The sequence below is a fragment of the Streptomyces vastus genome (assembly GCF_039532825.1).
GTDB lineage: Bacteria > Actinomycetota > Actinomycetes > Streptomycetales > Streptomycetaceae > Streptomyces > Streptomyces vastus.
Genome location: NZ_BAAASJ010000026.1, coordinates 1 through 19,958, shown reverse-complemented (window position 1 = coordinate 19,958; position 19,958 = coordinate 1). Strand labels below are relative to the sequence as shown.

Below are 19,958 nucleotides of genomic sequence, written 5' to 3'. Positions count from 1 at the left end.
CGCCCGCGGTGCGGTTCGCGGTTCAGCGCGGTATGGCCTTCAGCAGGAGCCGGGTGGGCTTGAGCGTGAGGCCGATATGGGTCGAGCGATCCGCCTCGGGCAGGAACTCGAAGCGCCACTTCGGGATCACCGTCGCCAGAATGACGGCGAGTTCGGCCATCGAGAAGTGGTCGCCTGGGCACTTGCGATTGCCCACACTGAACGGAACCATCGCGTACTTCGGGACGTCCTTGGCGCGCTCCGGAAGCCAGCGGTCGGGATCGAACTCCAGATGCCGCTCGTACGACCGCGGATCGCGCTGGACGGCCATCGGGCTGTAGACGACATCCGCACCGGCCGGAATGCGATACCCACCGAGTTCGGTTTCGGCGAATGCCCGCCGGGTCAGTATCCATACCGCCGGGCGCAGCCGGAGCGCCTCGGTGATGACATTGTTGGTGTGCGTGAGCTTCCTGACGTCGCCAAGCGTGATCGTCCGGTCGCCCACGACGGATTCGACTTCTTCGCGCAGTCGCTCCGCGTGTTCCGGGTGTTCGGTGAGCAGGTCCAAGATCCACATCAACTGAACACCGGTCGTTTCACTGCTCGCCGTGAGAAACGAGATGACTTGGTCGTGCAACTCCTGCTCGCTGATCGGCTCGCCATTCTCGTCCTTCGCCTCGAACAGGACCGACAGTAAATCGTCGGGGCCGTCCATGGGGACGCGGCGGCGCTCGGCGATGAGTTCGTCGGTCAGTCGGTGCATTTCGGCCAGTGCGCGGTCGAATTCGCGGTGGGAGGGGAACGGCAGCCGGTAGAACGGCCCGAACGACAGGCACATCCGCCGGAACAGCCGCGTGATCACGATGTGGAGTGCGGCGTTCAGCCGGTCGGAAAGCTCGTCGATGTTGTCGGTCCGTAAGAGGCAGCGGGCCATGATGCGGATGGCGATACGGAAGGCTTCCGCCGTGACGTCGACCGTGTCACCGGGTCGCCAGCGCTCGGCCAGCGCACGCGCCTCCTCGACCATCACCGACTCGTACCGCTGGATCGCCTCCATGCGCAGCGGAGGCTGGATCGTCCGCCGCTGGCGCCGGTGGGTGGCGCCGTTGCTGGTCACGACTCCCTTGCCGAGGAGCACCTCCACGGTGTCCCACAGGGGTCCGCCGATCCCGAAGTCGGGGCTCAGGCCCAGGGCTCCGGTGTGTTCCGGACTGTTGATGGCGTACACCGTCTTCGGCCCCAGCCTGATCCGGACGATGTCGCCGTGCTCGCGCAGCCGGGTGAGGAAGCCCACCGGGTCGCGCACCATCTTCCAGCTGTGGCCGAGAACGGGCAGTGCGCCCCCGGCGAATTCGGGTTCGAGCGGCTTCGAGGCGGCCTCGGTCGCCTCGGGTTGTGCGGACTCGACGGTCATTTCTCACCTGCCGCTTCATTGTTGACGTAGGGGGGTGTGGAGCGGTCGTCCCAGCTGTCGACCCGGTACCGGCCGGACTCGTGGTGGAACCAGTAGACGGAGCTGAACCAGTTCCGCATATTGAACAGACACGCTCGTACGGCGGCCGCTAATGCGGCGCCGCTCGGGGATCCGTTGTCGATCCGGTTGGCGTACAGCAATACCTCCTGTTCCACGAGGAGAAATTCGGTGATGGTGTCCTGGACTCGCCGGCGCACTTCCGTGACGGCCTCTGCCAGTGTCAGCCCTTCATGGTGGATGAGGCTGATTCCGAGATTATGGAGCTCATCTCCCGCTATTTCTTTGGGGAGTGAGCACAGATCGTTGTACCAGGCGGCGAAATCCTGGCACAGAAGGGCGGCCCGCCGGTATGTGGGATTCTTCAGTACGGCGTTCGGGAGTTCGTACTCCGCGCTCGGTTCCAACAGATCGAGCCAGATCCAGTGCGCGAAGGTCAGCCGCCGCAGTGCGAGATAGTCCTCGACGGTGGGGACGATTCCCGATGTACGGTTGTGGAATTCCCGGTCGTACGCCTCGATGACGGCGTGGAAATGCCGTGCGAAGCGGGCGTTCCATCTCCTGCTCAGGTACGAGTACAACCGCACCATGCTGTCCGCGAACCCCGCGACCAGGGGGTCCTGGTGGTGCAGATGATCCTGGGGGGAGTCGAGAGCCGCGTGCAGTTGGTGCTTGAGGCGTCGCCACGCCAACGGCCTTTTATGGATCACGTCACGGTCGTGCCGGTCGTCCCAGACGAAGAACCACGCGCTGTAGTCCGCGATCGCCTGGAGTACGTCGTCCGGCGCACCGATGTAGTAGCCGGCCATCAGGTCCGTGTAGCACAGCTCATCGGCGTAAGCCGCGACCTTGTCGGGCGACATCAGGCGCTTTTCCAGTAGCCAGGCCCGGGTGTTCTCCTGAAGCCTGGGCCAATACGGGTGGAGTTGCCGGGGAAACTCGGTCTCGATCACCGGAAGAGTAAGCGCCGGTGGAACCGCGACCCGGGTGTGCGTTGTTGCGGTGCTTCGTGAGAAAGCAGGCACGAACAAACCCCTCTCAGCCGCCTGTTGACATATGCCCCTCTCGCTCTGCTGGGCATGTGTCGTTTGCGTATCCCCGCCCTTCCATGAAGCACCACAACCGACTGTTAGGGAACAGATCCGCTCCCCTCACTACCCCATGGTGCCGAGAACGCCCTCTTGCGTGACTCATTTTGGTTCTATGAAGAACAAAAGGGATCGAACGTCCGACGGACACACGAACGACGCCTGGTCGGGAGGGGTTTCCGACCAGGCGTGGTTCGCGGTGATGTGTGGGGGGACACGCGGGCCCCAACTGTCGTTTTCTGTCCCGGCGGTTCAGTCGCCGTTCGGCCGCCGTTCACAGGGCGGGCGGCACCGGACCGGCAGCGGGCGCGGAGGTCAGTCGTTGGCCACGACCGGGTAGCGCGGTTCGTTCTCGGCCATCTGCCGCAGCGCCTCCTTGCGTTCGCGCTTGGAGAGACGGTCGATGTAGAGGTAGCCGTACAGGTGGTCCGTCTCGTGCTGGAGGCAGCGTGCGAAGTAGCCCGTGCCGCGCACCTTGATCGGGTTGCCCTTCTCGTCCTGCCCGGTGACCTCGGCGTAGTCGGGACGGGCGAGCGGCGCGTACGCGGTCGGCACGGACAGGCAGCCTTCGCTGCCGTCGTCCAGGCTGCGCTTGTCGGCGGGCAGGTCCACCAGCTTCGGGTTGCAGACCACACCGACGTGGCGCTTGCCCTCGTCGTCCCCGCAGTCGTAGACGAAGACCTTCAGGTCGACGCCGATCTGGTTGGCGGCCAGGCCCACCCCCTCGGCGGTGCGCTGGCTGGCGAACATGTCGTCGACCAGCTGGGCCAGCTCGTCGCCGAAGTCGGTGACGTCCCTGCACTCCTTGTGCAGCACGGGGTTCCCGACGACCGTGATGGGCCGCGAGGTGCCGCGCTCGCGGTACGCCGCCTCGCGCTCCTCGCAGTCCTCGGTGTCGATGACGAAGCCGTCGTCGTCCACGGGGAGCACGCCCGCGTGCTGCTGATCGGTGTCCTGCTGCGCCATGACCGACGTATGCCTTCCTGGGATCCTCAAGAAAAAGTTGCGGGTACAGCCTACGGCGCCCATCCGTGCCCCGATGGGGCGCGACCAGCCAACGACGGTCCGCGGCCGACAACCGTCTTCGCAACGTCTAACAGACCTCTTCGAGATCCCGCCAGTCCCGGGTGTCCGGGCTGTCCGCGACCCACCCGTCGAGCAGGCCCCGCACCAGCGAGGCGGGCGCCGCGAGCCCACACTCCCGCTCCGGCATCCACAGCTGCCCGTCGGTGCGATGGCCGAGCGGACCGGGATGCCCCGGCTCACTGTGGTCGTGCGGGTCGAGATGCTCGCCGTCACCCTCGTCGGACGGCATACGGGACTCCGAGCACATACGGCACAGCAGCCGCACGGAGGACGACCAGTCCTCGGCGGCGAACCCGGCGTCGGCCGCGAGCCGCTCCAGGGCGTCCCTGTCGTCCTCGGTCTCCGCTTCCAGGAGTACGACCCAGGTGGGGACCGGCGAAGGCGCCCACAGCTCGATCTCGTCGAACACGGGATACGCATGCCCGGCGGCGGTGGTCCGCTCGCCGTGCGGTACGCCGTCGTGCAGTACGACCTCGCCCCAGCGCCGCCCGGAGGACGGCAGCGGAATGGACAGCACCTCGATCCGGGCCGGGTCCAGCCGGCGTCCCCATACGACCTCGGCCTCGCCTTCGGGCGACAGCCGTACGGCCGCGCTGCCCAGCTCCATGCCGACGGGCTCTCCGGAGGCGGTGGCGCCGCCGGGCACCTTCAGCCCGTACGCCTGCCAGGCCCGGCGGGCGAGGGGCCAGTCCTGCAGGCCGGTGGCCGCGATGCCCACGTTCCACCAGTCGGGCGCCCCGGTCGCCCGGTCGAGCAGCGCCACGGCCCTCAGGCCTGCGGCCCGCGCCTGCTCCCAGTCGTGCCGGAACTTGTGCAGCAGGGCGAGGTTGAACCAGGACTCGGACAGCCAGGGCTCCAGGTCCGCCGCACGCGTGAGAAGCGCCCCCGCGTCCTCGTACCGGCCGTCGCCGATCAGCGTGAACGCGCGGTCGGTGGCCTGCCGCCATGAGGCGGAGGGCCGGTGCCGTCCCTTGCCGAAGATCCTCACGATTCCCGCCTGCCAGTTCGTCGAAGAGCGTGCAGCCTCGGGCTGGACTGTGCCCCCTGTTGTCCTCTTCCTCGCATCCAACCACGTACGGCCGGACGGGCGCTCATTACCCAGGGGTTACCCAGCCTGGACCGGGGTCAGACCGCTCAATGCGCCACGTCGGAGGCGAGCGCCTTGGTCAGCTGTTCAACTGTGGCCGGTGACTCGCGCTGGAACGCGGCGAGATCGAGGCCGTCGTCGCCCTTGACCGTGAGCAGGGCACGGTCGCCGACGGCGACGACGATGACGTGACCCGAACCGCATCGGGCCACCACCTCGCGGAGCACACCGACACCGGCGGTGTCGGCCATGCGACGCCCCACACCGAGGGTCGCGGCGGCGAGGGCGGCGACGGACTCGGGATGAACGGTGTCGGTGTCCGCGACGACGAGGAGGCCGTCCACGGTGGACAGGACGCTCTCGGACACCCCCATCACCCGTTCACGCAGCGAGGCCAGAATGCCGGTCAGGGAATCGGGCGGTGGGTTCTCGGTCATGGCTGGTGCTCCTTGGGTCCTGGCATATGCGGTGCCGATATGTTCGATGGGGCTCGACGGGCTTGACGGAGTCGGCCGGAGAAGTCAGTCGAAGGAAGCAGCCGGTGGACTCCGGCGGAGGAATCAGCCGGAGAATTCAGCCGATATCCGGAATGTCCCGCAGCGCCCGGCGGACGCGCCGCAGCGTTTCGGCCGAGGGCGCCTCGGCGGCCAGTTCCTCGGCCGAGAGCATCGAAAAGAGAGCGGGCGGGAGTGCGGGCCCGACCGGTGCGGCATCGCGTCGGGGCAGCGGTCGGCGTACGGGCAACGGTGGTGTGCGCACGGGCGGAGAACCGGGTTCGGCATCCGGCGGAGGACGGGCGCCCGTCTTGGCGCTCTCCCGTTCGCGCTCTTGCTCGTGTACGTACACGTGTACGTGGTCGTGCTCGTGCTCCTGTGGGGGCGCGGCTTCTTCGCGTTCCCGGGGCTGTGCCGCTCGGTCGTCGTCGGTGCTCACTACCCTCCCTTCTTCGGTCCGACGTCCTGCGCGGGGGGCGCGCCGCCGGGTCTGCGCTTCGGCAGCGGCGCAGCCTCGGGTGCCCGTACGGCGGTGATCGTGTCGGCCTGCGGCACACGAGGCGCGGTGCTCGGCCGACCGTCGGCGGTGGTCCTGGTCTCCCACTGGACGAGGTTCAGTGCCTCCATACGGATCAGGTCCAGCATGACCGCGTACAGTCCGCGGCCCAGCGCGAAGGCGATGTCCCGTGGCGTACGACGTCCGTTGACGCCGGCCAGGACGTCCCGGTGCCGGCGCGCGAGCCACCCGTCGGAGCCACGGGGCCCGGCCCCGGCGACCGGAGCGGGCCGGACACGTGTCAGCTCGCCCGGCGGTCCCCACAGACGTGACAGCAGTGCCATGCGCCGCGAGGTCTCCTCGGTCAGCTGCCGTGGCTCGACGCCCGGCTCCGCGACGAGCGCGGACTCACGGTCGCTCAGCTCCCAACTGCCCGGCGGGCTCAGCGCCATGGCGAACGCCGCGTCGAACACGGCTGCGGTGCAGACGACTTCGAGTTCGGCGGCGCCGGTCAGGCCCTCGGCCACCAGGTGTCCGCCCAGCCGGTCAGCGTCGGGCTCGGCGGCGCACGCGGCCAGCCAGTCCTCGTCACTGATCCGCCCAGAGGTGAGCAGCGCCGATGTGACGGTCGGCGCCCCGGGCGTCTCGATGGCGCCCACCAGCCCGTTCCGCAGGTGAATCGATCCTCCCGGCAAGCCGGACACGCGCACCGTTCCGCTGAAGCTCTCTTCGCGGAGCCGCAGCAGCAGCGCGGGCACATTGCGTGGCGTGAGCGCCGTCACGCCAGTACCTCTGCGGCCCGGTCGCCGAGAGTGCGCAGGGCCAGTGCCATATTGGCCCGGTCCCGGTCGAGGCCGGCCGCCAGTATCAGCGGATCGCCCCCCGGTCGCGCCACGGAGAACAGCACCTGATGACGTTTTGTGCTGGTGGTGACGACGCTCTCCAACTCGCCCTCTGCGCCTGCCGCGCCCAGCCGTTCGGCGATGAGGGCGGCGAGTTCGCAAACCTCGGGCCCCTCTCCCGCCTCGGCGATGTCTCCTGCGGCGCCGTAGGTCAGGCCGGTGACCGCGTCGACGAGAGCGACGCCGGTGACCCCCGGGGAATCGAGGAGCCGGTCCAGGGAAGCCTGAAGCGCCGTACTCGTTTCCCCCATTCCCCCCCACCTCCCTGGGTCACACAGTACTTTGAACGTCAACTTCATAACCAGCCAAAAAGTTGACCGCTTGCGACCCACAATCGCTTGCATCCGATCGTAGATGGCCGGACATCGACCGGTCAGCGGCACCGAGGAATTGGGGCAAGAGCATGAACATCGACACCGCGCTCAAGGAAGCCATGACGTTGGAGGGCGCCCTCGGCGCGGCCCTCGTCGACTACGAAAGCGGCATGTCGCTCGGCACGCTCGGCGGCGGCCAGGGCCTCGACCTGGAACTCGCGGCGGCCGGCAACACCGAAGTCGTACGGGCCAAGATGCGCACCCTGGCCTCGCTGGACATCGACGACGTGATCGAGGACATCCTGATCACGCTGGGCAAGCAGTACCACCTGATCCGGCCGCTCACCAGCAGCAAGGGGACGCTCTTCCTCTATATGGCACTCGACCGGACCCGCAGCAACCTGGCGCTGGCCCGGCACGGCCTGAAGCGGATCGAGAGCGTCCTGGAGGTCTGAACAGGCACCTGGACCGGGCCCGCTGACGTACACCGTGATCCCACCAGGGTCACGGTGTACGCGTATGTACGTCATGCATGTACGTCGCGCAGGAGCTCAGGTCTCCTGCGGGGTCACCGTCACGTCGTGCTCGGGCACGGTCTGGCCGGAGCGGATCATGTCGATACGGCCCAGGACCTTCGACCGCAGATCGGTCGGCACGTCGTCATGGCCGCAGCACCGCTTGACCAGCTTCTTCACGGCCTCTTCGAGCCCGTACTTCTCCAGGCACGGCGAGCACTCCCGGAAGTGCTGCTTGTACTTGACGCGATCGGCGTCCGGCATCTCACTGTCGAGGAACTCGTAGAGATGATCGAGTACCTCACTGCAGTCCGTCTCGTGCGGGTCTCCGCAGCTCATGAGCCCGAGCCTTTCGCTTCGTTCGACTCCCCGGCACCGGCCGGGACCAGCCCGCGCTCACGGGCGTAGTCCTCCAGCATGCCGCGCAGTTGACGGCGGCCCCGGTGCAGGCGGGACATCACCGTACCGATGGGTGTCCCCATGATGTCCGCGATCTCCTTGTACGCAAAGCCCTCAACGTCCGCCAGATACACGGCGATGCGGAACTCCTCGGGGATCGCCTGGAGCGCTTCCTTGACGTCCGAGTCGGGCAGGTGGTCGAGCGCCTGCGACTCGGCGGAGCGCAGACCGGTCGACATGTGCGACTCGGCGCGCGCCAGCTGCCAGTCCTCGATCTCCTCGGCCGCACTGCGCTGGGGTTCGCGCTGCTTCTTGCGGTACGAGTTGATGAACGTGTTCGTGAGGATCCGGTACAGCCACGCCTTCAGGTTGGTGCCCTCGCGGAACTGGTGGAAGGACGCGTACGCCTTCGCGTACGTCTCCTGCACCAGGTCCTCGGCATCGGCCGGGTTACGCGTCATACGCAGCGCGGCCGAGTACATCTGGTCGAGGAACTCCATGGCGTCCCGCTCGAAGCGCGCATTGCGCTCCGCGGTCGACTCCGTACCGCTGCCCTGGCCCTCGGGCTGCTCCGCCTGGCCGTGTTCGGTCCCTGCGTCGGTCCCAGTGACCGGACCCACCTCCTCAAACGATGTCGTGGAGCCGAAACCGGTCCCACTCGAATCGGAGAATAGACGACCTGCGGTCGGGGCGGAGGGTCCGGAGGTCGGGGCGGAGGGTCCGGAGGTCGGGGCAGCGCGCCGATTCGGTACGCCCGCCGCCCGTACGGGGCCGGTCTTTGCCGCATGCAGGACCGACCAGTCCAGGTCAGTTGCACCGGGACGGTTCGAATCAGACTCTGCCGGGCGCAGCCCGTCCACAGGGTGGTGGTGGGAGGCGGGCGGGCAGATGGTCGAACCCATGCGGCGGACTTCCTCTCCTACGAACGGCAAGTACTGGGTGTGAGTACTTCTGCCGCTCTCAACAGAGGTCGCTACCGCATCATTCCCGCCCCGTGACCCAGGCCTACGCGAGTGACGCAAGCCACTTCACGACCCCCTCGGTGAGGATCCCCAGCGCCTGCTCCTGACCGATCTCGGCACGCTTGGGCACGGCGAAACCGTGATCTCCGTACGGCACCTCCACGAGGTCGTAAGCGCCTTCCGGGAACTCCTCCGGCTTCCCGAACGGGTCGTTGCCGCCCTGGACCACGAGCGTGGGCACACCGGCCCCGAGCAGCTCGTCGGCGCGCGACTTCTCCGGCTTGCCCGGCGGGTGGAGCGGGAAGCCGAGGGCGAGAACGGCGGCGGCGCCCAGTTCCAGCGCCGTGCGACAGGCCACGCGGGCGCCCGCGCTGCGACCGCCCGCCACGACCGGCAGACCGGGTCCGGCGAGCGTCGGCCAGATCCCGCGCCAGCCCACGTCGAGCGTCTTCGGCGCGGGCGCCAGCTTCTTGCCCGCCACCCGCCAGGGCTGCTCGACGAGGGCGACGGTCACGCCGTGCGCGGGCAGCTCGGCGGCGAGGGCGCTCAGATCCCGCGCCTCGATGCCGCCGCCGGCCCCGTGGCTCGCGGCGAGCACCAGCCGCGCCTGCTTCGCCCTGTGCCAGGTGACGCGGGCCGTACCCGCGTCCGTCTCCACAAGCTCTACAAGTGCGTTGCTCTGCGTCACATCAAAAGAGTGTGCCCTCTTCGGGCGCCTCCAGCTCCTTCAGCAGCTCCGGGCCGTTGTTGCGTACGTTGCTGACCGCCGTGGAGACGGGGTACGCGCGCATCAGCCCCGGCGGAGGCGGCTCGAGCAGGGAGCGCAGGTCCTCGGCGTCCGTGCGGGACGGATCGAGCCAGGAGTCCCAGCGGTCGGGCGTGAGCATCAAGGGCATACGGGGATGGATGTCGGCCAGGGTGTGCGGGCCGTCGGCCGGGGCCACCGCGAGGGGCGACTTCTCCGCCTCGGTCGTGATGACCGAGCAGGTCACCCACCAGGAGTGCGGATGGTCGTCGGGCAGCGTCTTGTCCCGCCAGAACTCGTACAGCCCGGCCATCGCGAAGACGGAACCATCGGCGGGCAGTACGAAGTACGGCTGCTTGCGCGGCCGTTTCTTCTTGCCCTCGGCCTCCAGATCGCGCTCGGCCTTGCCGGTCACCCACTCGTAGTAGCCGTCGGCGGGGATGATGCAGCGCCGGGAGGAGAAGGCCCGCCGGTACGAGGGCTTCTCGTGGACGGTCTCCGCACGGGCGTTGATCATCCGGGCGCCGCCTTCGGGCGTCTTCGACCAGGACGGCACCAGGCCCCACTTGAGCCGGCGCAGCTGGCGAACCGGCTTCGGGTCTTCGACGTCCTTAAGAGGACGGTCGAGTACCGCGTAGACGTCCTTGGTGGGAGCCACGTTGTAGTCGGCTTCGAACTGTTCCTCCGGCTCCCACTTCTCGACTTCAAAGATTCCTGCGAGATCCTCAGGCCTACGACTCGACGCATAACGTCCGCACATACGTGCCACACTGCCAGACTTGGCGCCACCAAGAGGAGACCTCCGCCGCAATGGAAGCCATCGCAGCCACCTCGCTGGCCACCCTCTGGGACGAGGTTTTCGGCAGCCAGCCCGACCCCGACATCTGGGTGGTCGTCGCCACCCTGGTCGCCGCTCTCGCCGTGATCGTCCCGCACGGCCTGTGGCGGCTCTCGCGCAACGCCATCACCATCGCCCACGAGGGCGGCCACGGTCTGATCGCGCTGCTCACCGGCCGCAGCCTCAGCGGTATACGGCTGCACTCCGACACCAGCGGCCTCACGGTCAGCCGCGGCAAGCCGACCGGTCTCGGCATGATCCTCACCGCGGCGGCCGGCTACACCGCTCCCCCGCTGCTGGGCCTCGGCGGCGCCGCGCTCCTCGCCGCGGGCCACATCACCGCGCTCCTGTGGCTGGCCACGCTGCTCCTCGTGGCGATGCTGGTGATGATCCGCAACGCGTACGGCGCGCTCACGGTGCTCCTCACCGGCGGCACGTTCGTGGTGGTGTCCTGGTTGACGGGCCCTCAGGTGCAGGCGGCGTTCGCGTACGCGGTGGTCTGGTTCCTGCTGCTGGGCGGGGTCCGTCCCGCGTTCGAGCTACAGGCCAAGCGCAGCCGGGGCGGCGCGGGGGACTCGGACGCGGACCAGCTGTCCCGGCTGACCCATGTCCCGGCCGGTATGTGGCTGTTCCTGTTCCACGCGGTGTCGCTGTGCTCGCTGATAGGCGGGGGCGGGTGGCTTCTGCAGGTCTGAAGCACGGCGCGCCCTCCCCATGGGGCGCGACCAGCCACAACGCTCCCGCACTCGAACCACGGCCGACTACTAGAGTGGGGCCATGGCCCCGAACCCTGCGAACACCGCCCTCTGGCCCGCCCCGCACGCGAGCGGAGCCGTCGACGCGACGGTCCACGTGCCCGGGTCCAAGTCGGTCACCAACCGGGCCCTGGTGCTGGCCGCCCTCGCGGCCGAGCCCGGCTGGCTGCGCCGCCCCCTGCGCTCCCGCGACACCGTGCTGATGGCCGACGCCCTGCGTGCCATGGGCGTCGGCATCGAGGAGGGCGTTGGGCCGGACGGCTCCGGCGAGGCCTGGCGTGTCATCCCCTCGGGCCTGCACGGCCCGGCCACGGTCGACGTCGGCAACGCCGGCACGGTGATGCGCTTCCTGCCGCCGGTCGCCACACTCGCCGACGGCCCCATCCGCTTCGACGGCGACCCGCGTTCGTACGAGCGCCCCCTGCACGGCGTGATCGACGCCCTGCGCGCCCTGGGTGCCCGTATCGACGACGACGGGCGCGGCGCGCTGCCGCTGACCGTGCACGGCGGCGGGGCACTGGAGGGCGGGCCGGTGGAGATCGACGCGTCCTCGTCCAGCCAGTTCGTGAGCGCGCTGCTGCTGTCCGGGCCACGCTTCAACCAGGGCGTCGAGGTACGGCACACCGGCTCGACGCTGCCCTCCATGCCGCACATCCGGATGACCGTCGACATGCTGCGGTCGGTCGGCGCCCAGGTGGACACCCCGGAGTCGGGCGGCGAGCCGAACGTCTGGCGGGTCACGCCCGGCGCGCTGCTCGGCCGCGATCTGACGGTCGAGCCCGACCTGTCGAACGCCCAGCCGTTCCTCGCGGCGGCCCTGGTCACCGGCGGCCGGGTCGTCGTCCCGGACTGGCCCGTGCACACCACCCAGCCCGGTGACAGGCTGCGGGAGATCTTCACCGAGATGGGCGGTTCCTGCGAACTGACCGACCGGGGCCTGGAGTTCAGCGGCTCCGGCGCGATCCACGGCATCGAGGTGGATCTCGGCGAGGTCGGCGAGCTGACCCCCGGCATCGCGGCGGTGGCGGCCCTCGCCGACTCGCCGTCCACCCTCCGGGGCGTGGCCCATCTGCGCCTGCACGAGACGGACCGGCTTGCCGCGCTCACCAAGGAGATCAACGAGCTGGGCGGCGACGTCACCGAGACCGCCGACGGACTGCACATCCGCCCGCGTCCGCTGCACGGCGGGGTCTTCCACACCTACGACGACCACCGCATGGCCACCGCGGGGGCCGTCATCGGTCTCGCCGTGCCGGACGTACAGATCGAGAACGTGGCGACGACGGCGAAGACCCTGCCGGACTTCCCCGACCTGTGGACCGGAATGCTCGGGAACTGACGGGCGGACACGGAGCATGCGCCGCTACGGCAAGCACACCGACGAGGACGACATCCGCACCCGCCCCGGCCGCAAGGGCAGCAGGCCGCGTACGAACATCCGGCCCAAGCACGAGGACGCCGCCGAGGGCATGGTCCTCACCGTCGACCGGGGCCGGCTGACGTGTCTCGTCGAGGACCGGGTGGTGTACGCCATGAAGGCCCGCGAACTGGGCCGCAAGGCAGCGATCGTCGGTGACCGGGTGGCCATCGTCGGCGACCTCACCGGCAAGAAGGACACCCTGGCCCGCATCGTCCGCATCGAGCCGCGCACCTCGGTCCTGCGGCGCACGGCCGACGACGACGATCCGTACGAGCGCGTCGTCGTGGCCAACGCCGACCAGCTGGCCATCGTCACCGCCCTCGCCGACCCGGAGCCGCGCCCGCGCCTGATCGACCGCTGCCTGGTCGCCGCGTACGACGGCGGACTCGACCCGCTGCTCGTGCTCACCAAGTCGGACCTCGCCCCGCCGGACGAACTCCTTGAGCTGTACGGGGCGTTGGGTGTTCCGTATGTCGTGACCAGCCGTGCGGAACTGGAGAGCGGGGAGGCCGTGGACCGGGTGCGCAAGCAGTTGGACGGCAAGGTCACGGCGTTCGTCGGGCACTCGGGCGTCGGCAAGACGACGCTGGTCAACGCGCTCGTGGCCAAGGAGCGACGACGCTCGACGGGGGTGGTCAACGCGGTGACGGGACGCGGACGGCACACGACGACGTCGGCGCTCGCGCTGCCGTTGCCCGAGGATGACGGCTGGTTGATCGACACTCCCGGCGTACGGTCCTTCGGGCTGCATCACGTGGACCCGTCCCGGGTCATCCACGCGTTCCCCGACCTGGAGCCGGGCACCGAGGGCTGCCCGCGCGCGTGCAGCCACGACGAGCCGGACTGCGCGCTGGACGAGTGGGTGGCCGACGGCCACGCGGATCCGGCCCGGCTGTACTCGCTGCGCAGGCTGCTCGCCACGCGTGAGCGGCGCGAGGGCGACTGATGGCAACTGATCGCCGGTGACCTCAGTTTTGTTTGCATCGGCGCCACGACGGTAAAGGCATAATCGCACCAAGCGGGACCCAAGCCAGACGAAGCGGTCACGGAACGTGGGAGGGCATCACATGGCGTGGCTGCTGGTTGTGGTCGCCGGACTCTTGGAGACCGGCTTCGCCGTCTGTCTGAAGCTCTCGCACGGTTTCACCAGACTCTGGCCGACGATCGCCTTCTGCATCTTCGCCCTGGGCAGCTTCGGTCTCCTCACCCTCGCTCTGAAGAAGCTCGACGTCGGCCCCGCGTACGCAGTCTGGACGGGCATCGGCGCGGCCGGCACCGCGATCTACGGCATGGTCTTCCTGGGCGACCTGGTCTCCACCTTGAAGATCGTCTCGATCACGCTGGTGATCGTGGGAGTGATCGGACTACAGCTGTCGGGCTCGGCGCACTGAGCGCTCCATAAGGGGCGCGAGCCGTATCGATTTGCGGCTCCGGCAGCGCTCCTTCAGGGGCGCGGGGCTGTGACATATGCGGCTCCGCCGCGATGGGGGTCCCCCGCTCATGGGGGTCCCCCGCTCGAGCGAAGCCGAGAGTGGGAGAGAAGCCGAGAGTGGGGAGCGACCAGCCACAACGAACCCGCAGCTTCGAACCGGCGCTTCAGCGGAGCGCGACCGCTTCTAACCAGCGCGTCCAGCGGTGCGCAACCGCGTCAACTCACCACCCGCACAGTGGCTAAGGCGTCCCGGACCAGCCCCACGGTCCCTCCTTCCCCGGCGGGAGCCACCACGCACGACAACCCCAGCCGCACCACCAGCTCACAGGCCCGCGCCAACTCCGCCGTCTCCGACTTCGTAGCCCCCACAGCCGTGAGCGCCGCAACCGCCCGGTCGCGCACCACCTGCACGAAGTCCCCCGGCGACGGCAGCGGCCCGTCGGCCCGCCGCTGCGCCGGCACGGCGGAGGAGGACGGCACCGCGGACAGCGTCGGCGACGGCAGCCGCTCGCTCCAGCACCCGGTGAGCACGGCCCGCACCAAGGGGTTCCCGCGAGCCGCCGAAGCGGTCCACTCCGCGATCGCCGCCAACCGCTCGCGCGGCTCGCCATGGCTGACCAGAGCGCGCTCCACGCCCGCGAGGTAGGCGTCGGCCTCCCGACGTACGAGGGCCCGTGCGAGCCCTTCCTTGCTGCCGAACTCGTTGTACAGGGTCTGCCGGGAGACCCCGGCCACGGCGGCCACATCGACCATCCGCACCGCGGACCACGGACGGCGCGCGAGCGACGTATAAGCGGCGTCGAGGAGGGATTCGCGTGCTGCAGGCATCGTCGCCTCCCTGGGCGATCGGCTCTGCCGCTCAGAGTTGACGCGCATGGGGCCACTGTCAAGGGTTCGCGGCGGCATCAAGGGGGCGTACGTCGCCGCCATGCGCGGAGGAAGTGATCACCGATCCGGCAGGGGAGGTCCTGTAGGGACCACCCGGACGGTATGGCCCCCGGCCGAACGGGGCAGATACGGTGCAGCCATGCCCGACTACCGCGATGACCTGCGCCTCGCCCACGTCCTGGCGGACGCCGCCGACGCCGCGACCATGGACCGCTTCAAGGCGCTCGACCTCAAGGTCGAGACCAAGCCGGACCTGACGCCGGTGAGCGAGGCCGACAAGGCCGCCGAGGAGCTGATCCGCGGCCACCTCCAGCGGGCCCGCCCGCGGGACGCGGTCCTCGGCGAGGAGTACGGCGTCGAGGGCACGGGCCCCCGCCGCTGGGTGATCGACCCGATCGACGGCACCAAGAACTACGTACGCGGGGTGCCGGTATGGGCCACCCTGATCGCACTGATGGAGGCGAGCGAGGGCGGCTACCAGCCCGTCGTCGGCGTGGTCTCCGCGCCCGCGCTCGGCCGCCGCTGGTGGGCCGCGAAGGGGCACGGCGCGTTCAGCGGGCGCAGTCTGACCTCTGCGTCCCGGTTGCATGTCTCGCGGGTCTCGCGCATGTCGGACGCCTCCTTCGCGTACTCCTCGCTGGGCGGCTGGGAGGAGCGGAGCCTGCTGGACGGCTTCCTGGACCTGACCCGCGAGGTGTGGCGCACGCGCGCGTACGGCGACTTCTGGCCGTACATGATGGTCGCCGAGGGCTCGGTCGACATCTGCGCGGAGCCCGAGCTGTCGCTGTGGGACATGGCGGCGAACGCGATCATCGTGACCGAGGCGGGCGGCAGCTTCACCGGCCTCGACGGCCGCCCGGGCCCGCACAGCGGGAACGCCGCCGCGTCGAACGGCCTCCTGCACGACGAGCTGCTGGGCTATCTCAACCACCGCTACTGAGGCCGACTGAGACCACCGGCGCTAACCGGAGGACAGCGCACCCCAAAGCGCTCGTACCCGCCCTCTTGTTGACTCCCCCTTTAACTGCGACTCTGAGAGTCCCCCCACTTGTGAACATGTGAATCCGCTCTCAAGCCGGATTCGTAGGAGGTGGCTCCATCCATGCTCGTCCGTGACGCCATGAGCACGGTGGTCCTCACCATCGGACCCGATCACACCCTCCGGCAGGCCGCCGCGCTGATGTCCGCACGACGTATCGGCGCAGCCGTGGTCCTCGACCCCGACGACAGCGGGCTCGGCATTCTCACCGAGCGCGACATCCTCAACTCCGTCGGCCTGGGCCAGAGCCCGGACGCCGAGCGGGCCCACGCCCACACCACCACCGACGTCGTGTTCGCCGCGCCGTCCTGGACGCTGGAGGAGGCGGCGCACGCCATGGCGCACGGCGGCTTCCGGCACCTGATCGTCCTCGACCAGGGCGAGCCCATCGGCATCGTCTCGGTCCGCGACATCATCCGCTGCTGGGCTCCGCTGCGGCAGCACGCACCGGCCTGAGCGGCAGGGCGGGCCGGACCCGCGCAAGGGGGACCGGCCCGGCCCGCCTCCACTCCTACCCTGGATAAAGTCCAAGTCCAGTAGAGCTCCAAAATCACACCCGTTCGGGATTGGCCTCAACTGCTGTTAGACTGCGCTTTATGAGTGACCTGTTGGAACGACTGCGCGGACGTGGCTGGCGCATGACCGCGCAGCGCCGCGTCGTGGCCGAGGTCCTCGACGGCGACCACGTCCACCTGACGGCCGACGAGGTCCATGCGCGCGCCGTCGCCAAGCTGCCCGAGATCTCCCGCGCGACCGTCTACAACACGCTGGGTGAGCTGGTCTCACTCGGCGAGGTGATGGAAGTCGCCACGGACAAACGCGCCAAGCGGTACGACCCGAACGCGCACCGTCCGCACCACCACCTGGTCTGCGCCCAGTGCGGCGCGATCCGCGACGTCCACCCGAGCGGCAACCCCCTTGCCGACCTCCCCGACTCCGAGCGCTTCGGATTCTCGGTCTCGGCCGTCGAGGTGACATACCGGGGCGTGTGCCCGAACTGCGCGGCGGCCTGATCCGCAGACACGACTCCTCGAAGCCCCGGCACCCCATGGGAGCCGGGGCTTTCTGCTGCGCGCGGACTTCCCGAATCTGACGGGCCGTCATATCGTCGACGGCGCCCACCAGTCCGTACCGCACTCCGCGAGGAGACACCGTGGGAGAGCCGCACCCCAAACTCCAAGCCACTGATCTGAGCCGGACCTTCGGCCGGGGCCCCGGCGCCGTGGACGCCCTGGGCCCGCTGGACCTGACCGTCGCTCCCGGCGAGTTCGTCTGCATCGTCGGCCCGTCCGGCTGCGGAAAGTCCACGCTCCTGCGGATCGCCTCAGGTCTGTTGCGCCCCAGCACGGGCGAGTTGGCGATCCGCACCACCAGCTCCCGCCCGGCCGCCATGATCTTCCAGGACTACGGCATCTACGACTGGAAGAGCGTCCTCGCGAACGTCCGCTTCGGCCTGGACATCCAGCGCCTCCCGCGCCGCGAGGCGAACGCCCGGGCCCGCGACTGGCTCGCGCGCCTCGGCCTCGCGGACTTCGCCTCCGCGTACCCCGCCACGCTCTCCGGCGGCATGCGCCAGCGCGTGGCGATCGCCCGCGCGCTGGCCGTGGAGCCCGAAATCCTGCTGATGGACGAGCCGTTCGCCGCGCTCGACGCCCAGCTGCGCATGATCCTCCAGGACGAGCTCCTGGAGCTCACCCAGACGACCCGCACGACCACCCTCTTCATCACGCACAGCCTGGAAGAGGCGATCTTCCTCGGCGACCGCGTCCTGGTGATGTCCGCGCGCCCGGGCCGGTTCATCGCCGAACGCCGCCCGCCGTTCCCGCGCCCGCGCTCCGGCGAGGTCCGCTCGGCTCCCGAATTCACCGCCCTGAAGAGCGAGTTGTGGCAGCTGCTGCGTCCGGAGGCGGTGCCCGCATGAACACGGCCGTACGCAAGGAGCGTACCGATTCGTCACCCGTACTGGTCCGCCGCCCGGGCCCACGCGAGCTGCACCCCGTACGCACCCACCGCAGACGCCGCACCCTGGAGCTGTCCCTCGCCGTCGCTGTGCCCCTGGTGCTGGTCCTGCTGTGGCAGCTGGCCGCCGCCCAGGCCTGGATCGACGACCGCGTCTACCCGGCCCCCACCACGATCCTGGCCGACGGCTGGGACCGCGCTGCGGCCGGCGACCTGTGGCCGGACGTGTGGGCCACTCTCAAGCGCGTACTGGCCGGGTACGCGATCGGCACGGCCTCGGGCTACGCGCTGGGCCTGCTGATGGGCTCGCTCTCCCTCGTACGCGCGGCACTCGAGCCGCTTCTGGACGCGCTGTACGTCGTACCGAAGCTGGCCCTGCTTCCGATCTTCCTGAACATGTTCGGGCTCGGCGAGGGCCCGCAGGTGGCGCTGGTGGCGGCCACCGTCTTCTTCTTCGTGTGGATCTCCACGATGTCGGCCGTGATGTCGATACCGGCCGGGTATCGCGACGCGGGACAGGTCTTCGGGGCCTCGTCCTGGCAGATGTTCCGGCATGTGCTGCTGCCGGCCTCACTGCCCGCGGTCCTGGTGGGCGCCCGGATCGCGGCGGGGGTGGCGGTGCTGGTCATCGTCGCCTCGGAGCAGATCGCCGCGGCGAACGGTCTGGGCCATCTGATCTTCGACTCGCGGGCGCTCTTCCAGAACGACGTGATGTTCGTCGGGATCGTCTGCGTCGCCGTACTCGGCGTCGTCTTTTCCGAACTGGTGCGGATTCTGGGGCGGTTGCTCACTCCGTGGGCGCCGCGCGACCGGGGAAGGGGGCAGTCATGAGGCGTTCGGTGCAAGGTGCCCTGGTGGCGGGTGCGCTGCTGGTTGCGTCGGGGTGCGCCGCCCAGGACTCCGGGGAGGGTGCTGGGGCGTCCGAGCCTCGCACCATCAAGGCGGTGTCCGGCTGCGGGGAGGGGAGCTGGACGGATCCGGCCGACCTGGCGGCGGACCGTACCCCCGCGCGCTGCGCCAAGGGCACCCCGGCCCCACAGCCCTTGACCGAGCGCCGGAAGCTGACGATCGCAACCGGCACACTCAGCGCGGAGTACGTGGCTCCGCTTCAAGTGGCCCTGGCAAAGGGCGAGTTCAAGAAGGAAGGCCTCGACGTCACGTTGAGGGTGCTGCCGACGCCGGACGCGCTGCCGCTGCTCGCGAAGGGCGACATCGACGCCCAGTGGGCCGCTCCCGAGGCCGCCGTGATCAATGGCGTCAACAGCGGCTTCGACATCAAGTGGGTCGCCGGGAACTTCTCGCCCGACCCGAAGTCGAAGAGCGGCCTGTGGGTGCGGCTGGAGGACGGCGAGAGCGCGTCGCGCGTTCCCATGGCCGACCGCAAGCTCGGCACGATGATCGGCAAGGGGTCGGTCATCGCGTATCCGATGAACCAGGCCCTGAAGAAGCACGGCGGCGGCCTCGACAAGGTCCGGTTCCAGGCGCTCGGCTCGGCCGACGTCCTGACTGCCCTCCAGAACGGAGGTGTCGACTCCGCCTGGCTTCTCGACCCTGTCTGGCGCAAGGTCGACGGCGACGACCGCTACGCCTTCCTCGGCGGCCAGCCGGCCGGCGAGCCCCTGGGCGGCATGTTGTTCGGCCCGAACCTGCTGACGGACGATGTGGACGCCGGGGTTGCGCTGCTGCGGGCGTACATCCGCACCATCAACACCTACTTCGCCGACGACTACAAGAAGGACCCTGCCTTCGTGGCCGAGCTGGCCAAGCTCATGAAGACGGACCGTACGGTCCTGGAGTCGACGCCCTCCCTCCGCATCGACTGGGAGATCCGCGCGGGGACGACGAACCGCCTCCAGTCCGCGTACCGCGCGGCGGGCGTCTCGGACGGCGATCCGCTTCCGGAGTCCCGGCTGGTCGACCGTGCGCTGTACGGGGAGGCGGTGGGCCACCGGCCGTGAATACACCCGGTCGTAGAGCGCCATCACAAATCGAGTAGGAGGGACGGGTCGCCCGTCCCTCCTCTCACACCACCGGACATGCGGGCCACGCATCCGGCGGTTCATCCAGCTGATCTCAACCGTTGCCA

The 19,958-nt window shown here is 69.4% G+C and carries 24 protein-coding genes; 11 read left to right on the top strand and 13 right to left on the bottom strand.

All coding sequences use genetic code 11. The features are described from left to right. Positions 1 to 22 precede the first annotated feature (22 nt). The 8 genes from ABD357_RS11730 to ABD357_RS11695 all read right to left on the bottom strand — a co-directional run bounded on the left by ABD357_RS11730 (position 23) and on the right by ABD357_RS11695 (position 6,857). Positions 23 to 1,396: a bifunctional albaflavenone monooxygenase/terpene synthase gene (locus ABD357_RS11730; protein WP_344389602.1), complete on the bottom strand. Its 1,374-nt coding sequence runs from the start codon at positions 1,394 to 1,396 to the stop codon at positions 23 to 25. Beyond that, on the bottom strand, positions 1,393 to 2,478 hold the full coding sequence (gene cyc1 / locus ABD357_RS11725; protein ID WP_344389600.1) for an epi-isozizaene synthase: 1,086 nt from the start codon (positions 2,476 to 2,478) through the stop codon (positions 1,393 to 1,395). The genes ABD357_RS11730 and cyc1 overlap by 4 nt, the downstream gene beginning before the upstream one ends. 378 nt (positions 2,479 to 2,856) lie before the next feature. Next, positions 2,857 to 3,507 (bottom strand): peptide deformylase, encoded by a 651-nt coding sequence (def, locus tag ABD357_RS11720; protein ID WP_344389598.1) that lies wholly within the window; start codon positions 3,505 to 3,507, stop codon positions 2,857 to 2,859. Between the two features lie 127 nt (positions 3,508 to 3,634). After that, the gene (locus tag ABD357_RS11715) at positions 3,635 to 4,615 is read right to left on the bottom strand and encodes a tetratricopeptide repeat protein (protein WP_344389596.1); all 981 of its coding nucleotides are present in this window, start codon (positions 4,613 to 4,615) and stop codon (positions 3,635 to 3,637) included. Positions 4,616 to 4,761: 146 nt separating this feature from the next. Then, positions 4,762 to 5,151, bottom strand: a complete 390-nt coding sequence (locus ABD357_RS11710) for a roadblock/LC7 domain-containing protein (RefSeq protein WP_344389594.1) — start codon at positions 5,149 to 5,151, stop codon at positions 4,762 to 4,764. 136 nt (positions 5,152 to 5,287) lie between these two features. Then, positions 5,288 to 5,647: a hypothetical protein gene (locus ABD357_RS11705; protein WP_344389592.1), complete on the bottom strand. Its 360-nt coding sequence runs from the start codon at positions 5,645 to 5,647 to the stop codon at positions 5,288 to 5,290. Next, complete coding sequence (locus tag ABD357_RS11700; protein WP_344389591.1) at positions 5,647 to 6,486, bottom strand: hypothetical protein; 840 nt, start codon at positions 6,484 to 6,486, stop codon at positions 5,647 to 5,649. Before ABD357_RS11700 ends, ABD357_RS11705 begins: the two co-directional genes overlap by 1 nt. Next, positions 6,483 to 6,857, bottom strand: coding sequence for a hypothetical protein (locus tag ABD357_RS11695; protein WP_344389590.1), 375 nt, complete (start codon positions 6,855 to 6,857; stop codon positions 6,483 to 6,485). The genes ABD357_RS11700 and ABD357_RS11695 overlap by 4 nt, the downstream gene beginning before the upstream one ends. 152 nt (positions 6,858 to 7,009) lie before the next feature. Between ABD357_RS11695 and ABD357_RS11690 the strand changes: the two genes are divergently transcribed. After that, on the top strand, positions 7,010 to 7,375 hold the full coding sequence (locus tag ABD357_RS11690) for a hypothetical protein (RefSeq protein WP_344389589.1): 366 nt from the start codon (positions 7,010 to 7,012) through the stop codon (positions 7,373 to 7,375). 96 nt (positions 7,376 to 7,471) lie between these two features. On the opposite strand, the gene rsrA is transcribed toward ABD357_RS11690, so the two are convergent. From rsrA to ABD357_RS11670, 4 genes are all read right to left on the bottom strand, one after another. Next, positions 7,472 to 7,774 carry a mycothiol system anti-sigma-R factor gene (gene rsrA, locus ABD357_RS11685; RefSeq protein ID WP_344389587.1) on the bottom strand — a complete coding sequence of 101 codons (303 nt, stop codon included), beginning with the start codon at positions 7,772 to 7,774 and terminating at the stop codon, positions 7,472 to 7,474. Continuing rightward, on the bottom strand, positions 7,771 to 8,454 hold the full coding sequence (sigR, locus tag ABD357_RS11680) for an RNA polymerase sigma factor SigR (protein ID WP_344389585.1): 684 nt from the start codon (positions 8,452 to 8,454) through the stop codon (positions 7,771 to 7,773). Before sigR ends, rsrA begins: the two co-directional genes overlap by 4 nt. A 385-nt stretch (positions 8,455 to 8,839) precedes the next feature. Next, complete coding sequence (locus ABD357_RS11675; RefSeq protein WP_344389583.1) at positions 8,840 to 9,484, bottom strand: alpha/beta hydrolase family protein; 645 nt, start codon at positions 9,482 to 9,484, stop codon at positions 8,840 to 8,842. A 1-nt stretch (position 9,485) separates the two neighbouring features. Beyond that, a complete protein-coding gene (locus tag ABD357_RS11670; protein WP_344389581.1) occupies positions 9,486 to 10,301 on the bottom strand; it encodes an SOS response-associated peptidase in 816 nt (271 codons plus the stop codon). Between the two features lie 50 nt (positions 10,302 to 10,351). Here ABD357_RS11670 and ABD357_RS11665 point away from each other — a divergent pair, with 50 nt between their 5' ends. From ABD357_RS11665 to ABD357_RS11650, 4 genes are all read left to right on the top strand, one after another. Next, positions 10,352 to 11,074 carry a M50 family metallopeptidase gene (locus tag ABD357_RS11665; RefSeq protein ID WP_344389580.1) on the top strand — a complete coding sequence of 241 codons (723 nt, stop codon included), beginning with the start codon at positions 10,352 to 10,354 and terminating at the stop codon, positions 11,072 to 11,074. A gap of 82 nt (positions 11,075 to 11,156) precedes the next feature. After that, positions 11,157 to 12,473: a 3-phosphoshikimate 1-carboxyvinyltransferase gene (gene aroA, locus ABD357_RS11660; RefSeq protein WP_344389579.1), complete on the top strand. Its 1,317-nt coding sequence runs from the start codon at positions 11,157 to 11,159 to the stop codon at positions 12,471 to 12,473. 16 nt (positions 12,474 to 12,489) lie between these two features. Continuing rightward, complete coding sequence (gene rsgA, locus ABD357_RS11655; protein WP_344389578.1) at positions 12,490 to 13,500, top strand: ribosome small subunit-dependent GTPase A; 1,011 nt, start codon at positions 12,490 to 12,492, stop codon at positions 13,498 to 13,500. Positions 13,501 to 13,621: 121 nt separating this feature from the next. Next, positions 13,622 to 13,945: a DMT family transporter gene (locus tag ABD357_RS11650; RefSeq protein WP_344389577.1), complete on the top strand. Its 324-nt coding sequence runs from the start codon at positions 13,622 to 13,624 to the stop codon at positions 13,943 to 13,945. Positions 13,946 to 14,202: 257 nt separating this feature from the next. Here the strand turns inward: ABD357_RS11650 and ABD357_RS11645 are convergent, their stop codons facing one another. Further along, a complete protein-coding gene (locus ABD357_RS11645) occupies positions 14,203 to 14,814 on the bottom strand; it encodes a TetR/AcrR family transcriptional regulator (protein ID WP_344389575.1) in 612 nt (203 codons plus the stop codon). Positions 14,815 to 15,013: 199 nt separating this feature from the next. Here ABD357_RS11645 and hisN point away from each other — a divergent pair, with 199 nt between their 5' ends. The 6 genes from hisN to ABD357_RS11615 all read left to right on the top strand — a co-directional run bounded on the left by hisN (position 15,014) and on the right by ABD357_RS11615 (position 19,830). Further along, positions 15,014 to 15,814 carry a histidinol-phosphatase gene (hisN, locus tag ABD357_RS11640; protein ID WP_344389574.1) on the top strand — a complete coding sequence of 267 codons (801 nt, stop codon included), beginning with the start codon at positions 15,014 to 15,016 and terminating at the stop codon, positions 15,812 to 15,814. A gap of 162 nt (positions 15,815 to 15,976) precedes the next feature. After that, on the top strand, positions 15,977 to 16,369 hold the full coding sequence (locus ABD357_RS11635) for a CBS domain-containing protein (protein ID WP_344389573.1): 393 nt from the start codon (positions 15,977 to 15,979) through the stop codon (positions 16,367 to 16,369). A 140-nt stretch (positions 16,370 to 16,509) separates the two neighbouring features. After that, positions 16,510 to 16,926: a Fur family transcriptional regulator gene (locus ABD357_RS11630; RefSeq protein WP_344389572.1), complete on the top strand. Its 417-nt coding sequence runs from the start codon at positions 16,510 to 16,512 to the stop codon at positions 16,924 to 16,926. Positions 16,927 to 17,066: 140 nt separating this feature from the next. Further along, positions 17,067 to 17,834, top strand: a complete 768-nt coding sequence (locus ABD357_RS11625) for an ABC transporter ATP-binding protein (protein WP_344389571.1) — start codon at positions 17,067 to 17,069, stop codon at positions 17,832 to 17,834. Further along, on the top strand, positions 17,831 to 18,703 hold the full coding sequence (locus ABD357_RS11620; protein ID WP_344389570.1) for an ABC transporter permease: 873 nt from the start codon (positions 17,831 to 17,833) through the stop codon (positions 18,701 to 18,703). The genes ABD357_RS11625 and ABD357_RS11620 overlap by 4 nt, the downstream gene beginning before the upstream one ends. Further along, positions 18,700 to 19,830: an ABC transporter substrate-binding protein gene (locus ABD357_RS11615; protein ID WP_344389569.1), complete on the top strand. Its 1,131-nt coding sequence runs from the start codon at positions 18,700 to 18,702 to the stop codon at positions 19,828 to 19,830. Before ABD357_RS11620 ends, ABD357_RS11615 begins: the two co-directional genes overlap by 4 nt. Positions 19,831 to 19,958: the final 128 nt, after the last annotated feature.

Excerpts from the sequence above, each read along its gene's own strand:
- ABD357_RS11710 (WP_344389594.1), bottom strand. The coding sequence starts at position 5,151 with ATGACCGAGAACCCACCGCCCGATTCCCTGACCGGCATTCTGGCCTCG.
- rsgA (WP_344389578.1), top strand. The coding sequence starts at position 12,490 with ATGCGCCGCTACGGCAAGCACACCGACGAGGACGACATCCGCACCCGC.
- ABD357_RS11730 (WP_344389602.1), bottom strand. The coding sequence starts at position 1,396 with ATGACCGTCGAGTCCGCACAACCCGAGGCGACCGAGGCCGCCTCGAAG.
- ABD357_RS11630 (WP_344389572.1), top strand. The coding sequence starts at position 16,510 with ATGAGTGACCTGTTGGAACGACTGCGCGGACGTGGCTGGCGCATGACC.
- ABD357_RS11670 (WP_344389581.1), bottom strand. The coding sequence starts at position 10,301 with ATGTGCGGACGTTATGCGTCGAGTCGTAGGCCTGAGGATCTCGCAGGA.
- ABD357_RS11645 (WP_344389575.1), bottom strand. The coding sequence starts at position 14,814 with ATGCCTGCAGCACGCGAATCCCTCCTCGACGCCGCTTATACGTCGCTC.
- rsrA (WP_344389587.1), bottom strand. The coding sequence starts at position 7,774 with ATGAGCTGCGGAGACCCGCACGAGACGGACTGCAGTGAGGTACTCGAT.
- ABD357_RS11665 (WP_344389580.1), top strand. The coding sequence starts at position 10,352 with ATGGAAGCCATCGCAGCCACCTCGCTGGCCACCCTCTGGGACGAGGTT.
- ABD357_RS11650 (WP_344389577.1), top strand. The coding sequence starts at position 13,622 with ATGGCGTGGCTGCTGGTTGTGGTCGCCGGACTCTTGGAGACCGGCTTC.
- ABD357_RS11615 (WP_344389569.1), top strand. The coding sequence starts at position 18,700 with ATGAGGCGTTCGGTGCAAGGTGCCCTGGTGGCGGGTGCGCTGCTGGTT.
- hisN (WP_344389574.1), top strand. The coding sequence starts at position 15,014 with ATGCCCGACTACCGCGATGACCTGCGCCTCGCCCACGTCCTGGCGGAC.
- ABD357_RS11620 (WP_344389570.1), top strand. The coding sequence starts at position 17,831 with ATGAACACGGCCGTACGCAAGGAGCGTACCGATTCGTCACCCGTACTG.
- ABD357_RS11695 (WP_344389590.1), bottom strand. The coding sequence starts at position 6,857 with ATGGGGGAAACGAGTACGGCGCTTCAGGCTTCCCTGGACCGGCTCCTC.
- ABD357_RS11635 (WP_344389573.1), top strand. The coding sequence starts at position 15,977 with ATGCTCGTCCGTGACGCCATGAGCACGGTGGTCCTCACCATCGGACCC.
- def (WP_344389598.1), bottom strand. The coding sequence starts at position 3,507 with ATGGCGCAGCAGGACACCGATCAGCAGCACGCGGGCGTGCTCCCCGTG.
- aroA (WP_344389579.1), top strand. The coding sequence starts at position 11,157 with ATGGCCCCGAACCCTGCGAACACCGCCCTCTGGCCCGCCCCGCACGCG.
- ABD357_RS11690 (WP_344389589.1), top strand. The coding sequence starts at position 7,010 with ATGAACATCGACACCGCGCTCAAGGAAGCCATGACGTTGGAGGGCGCC.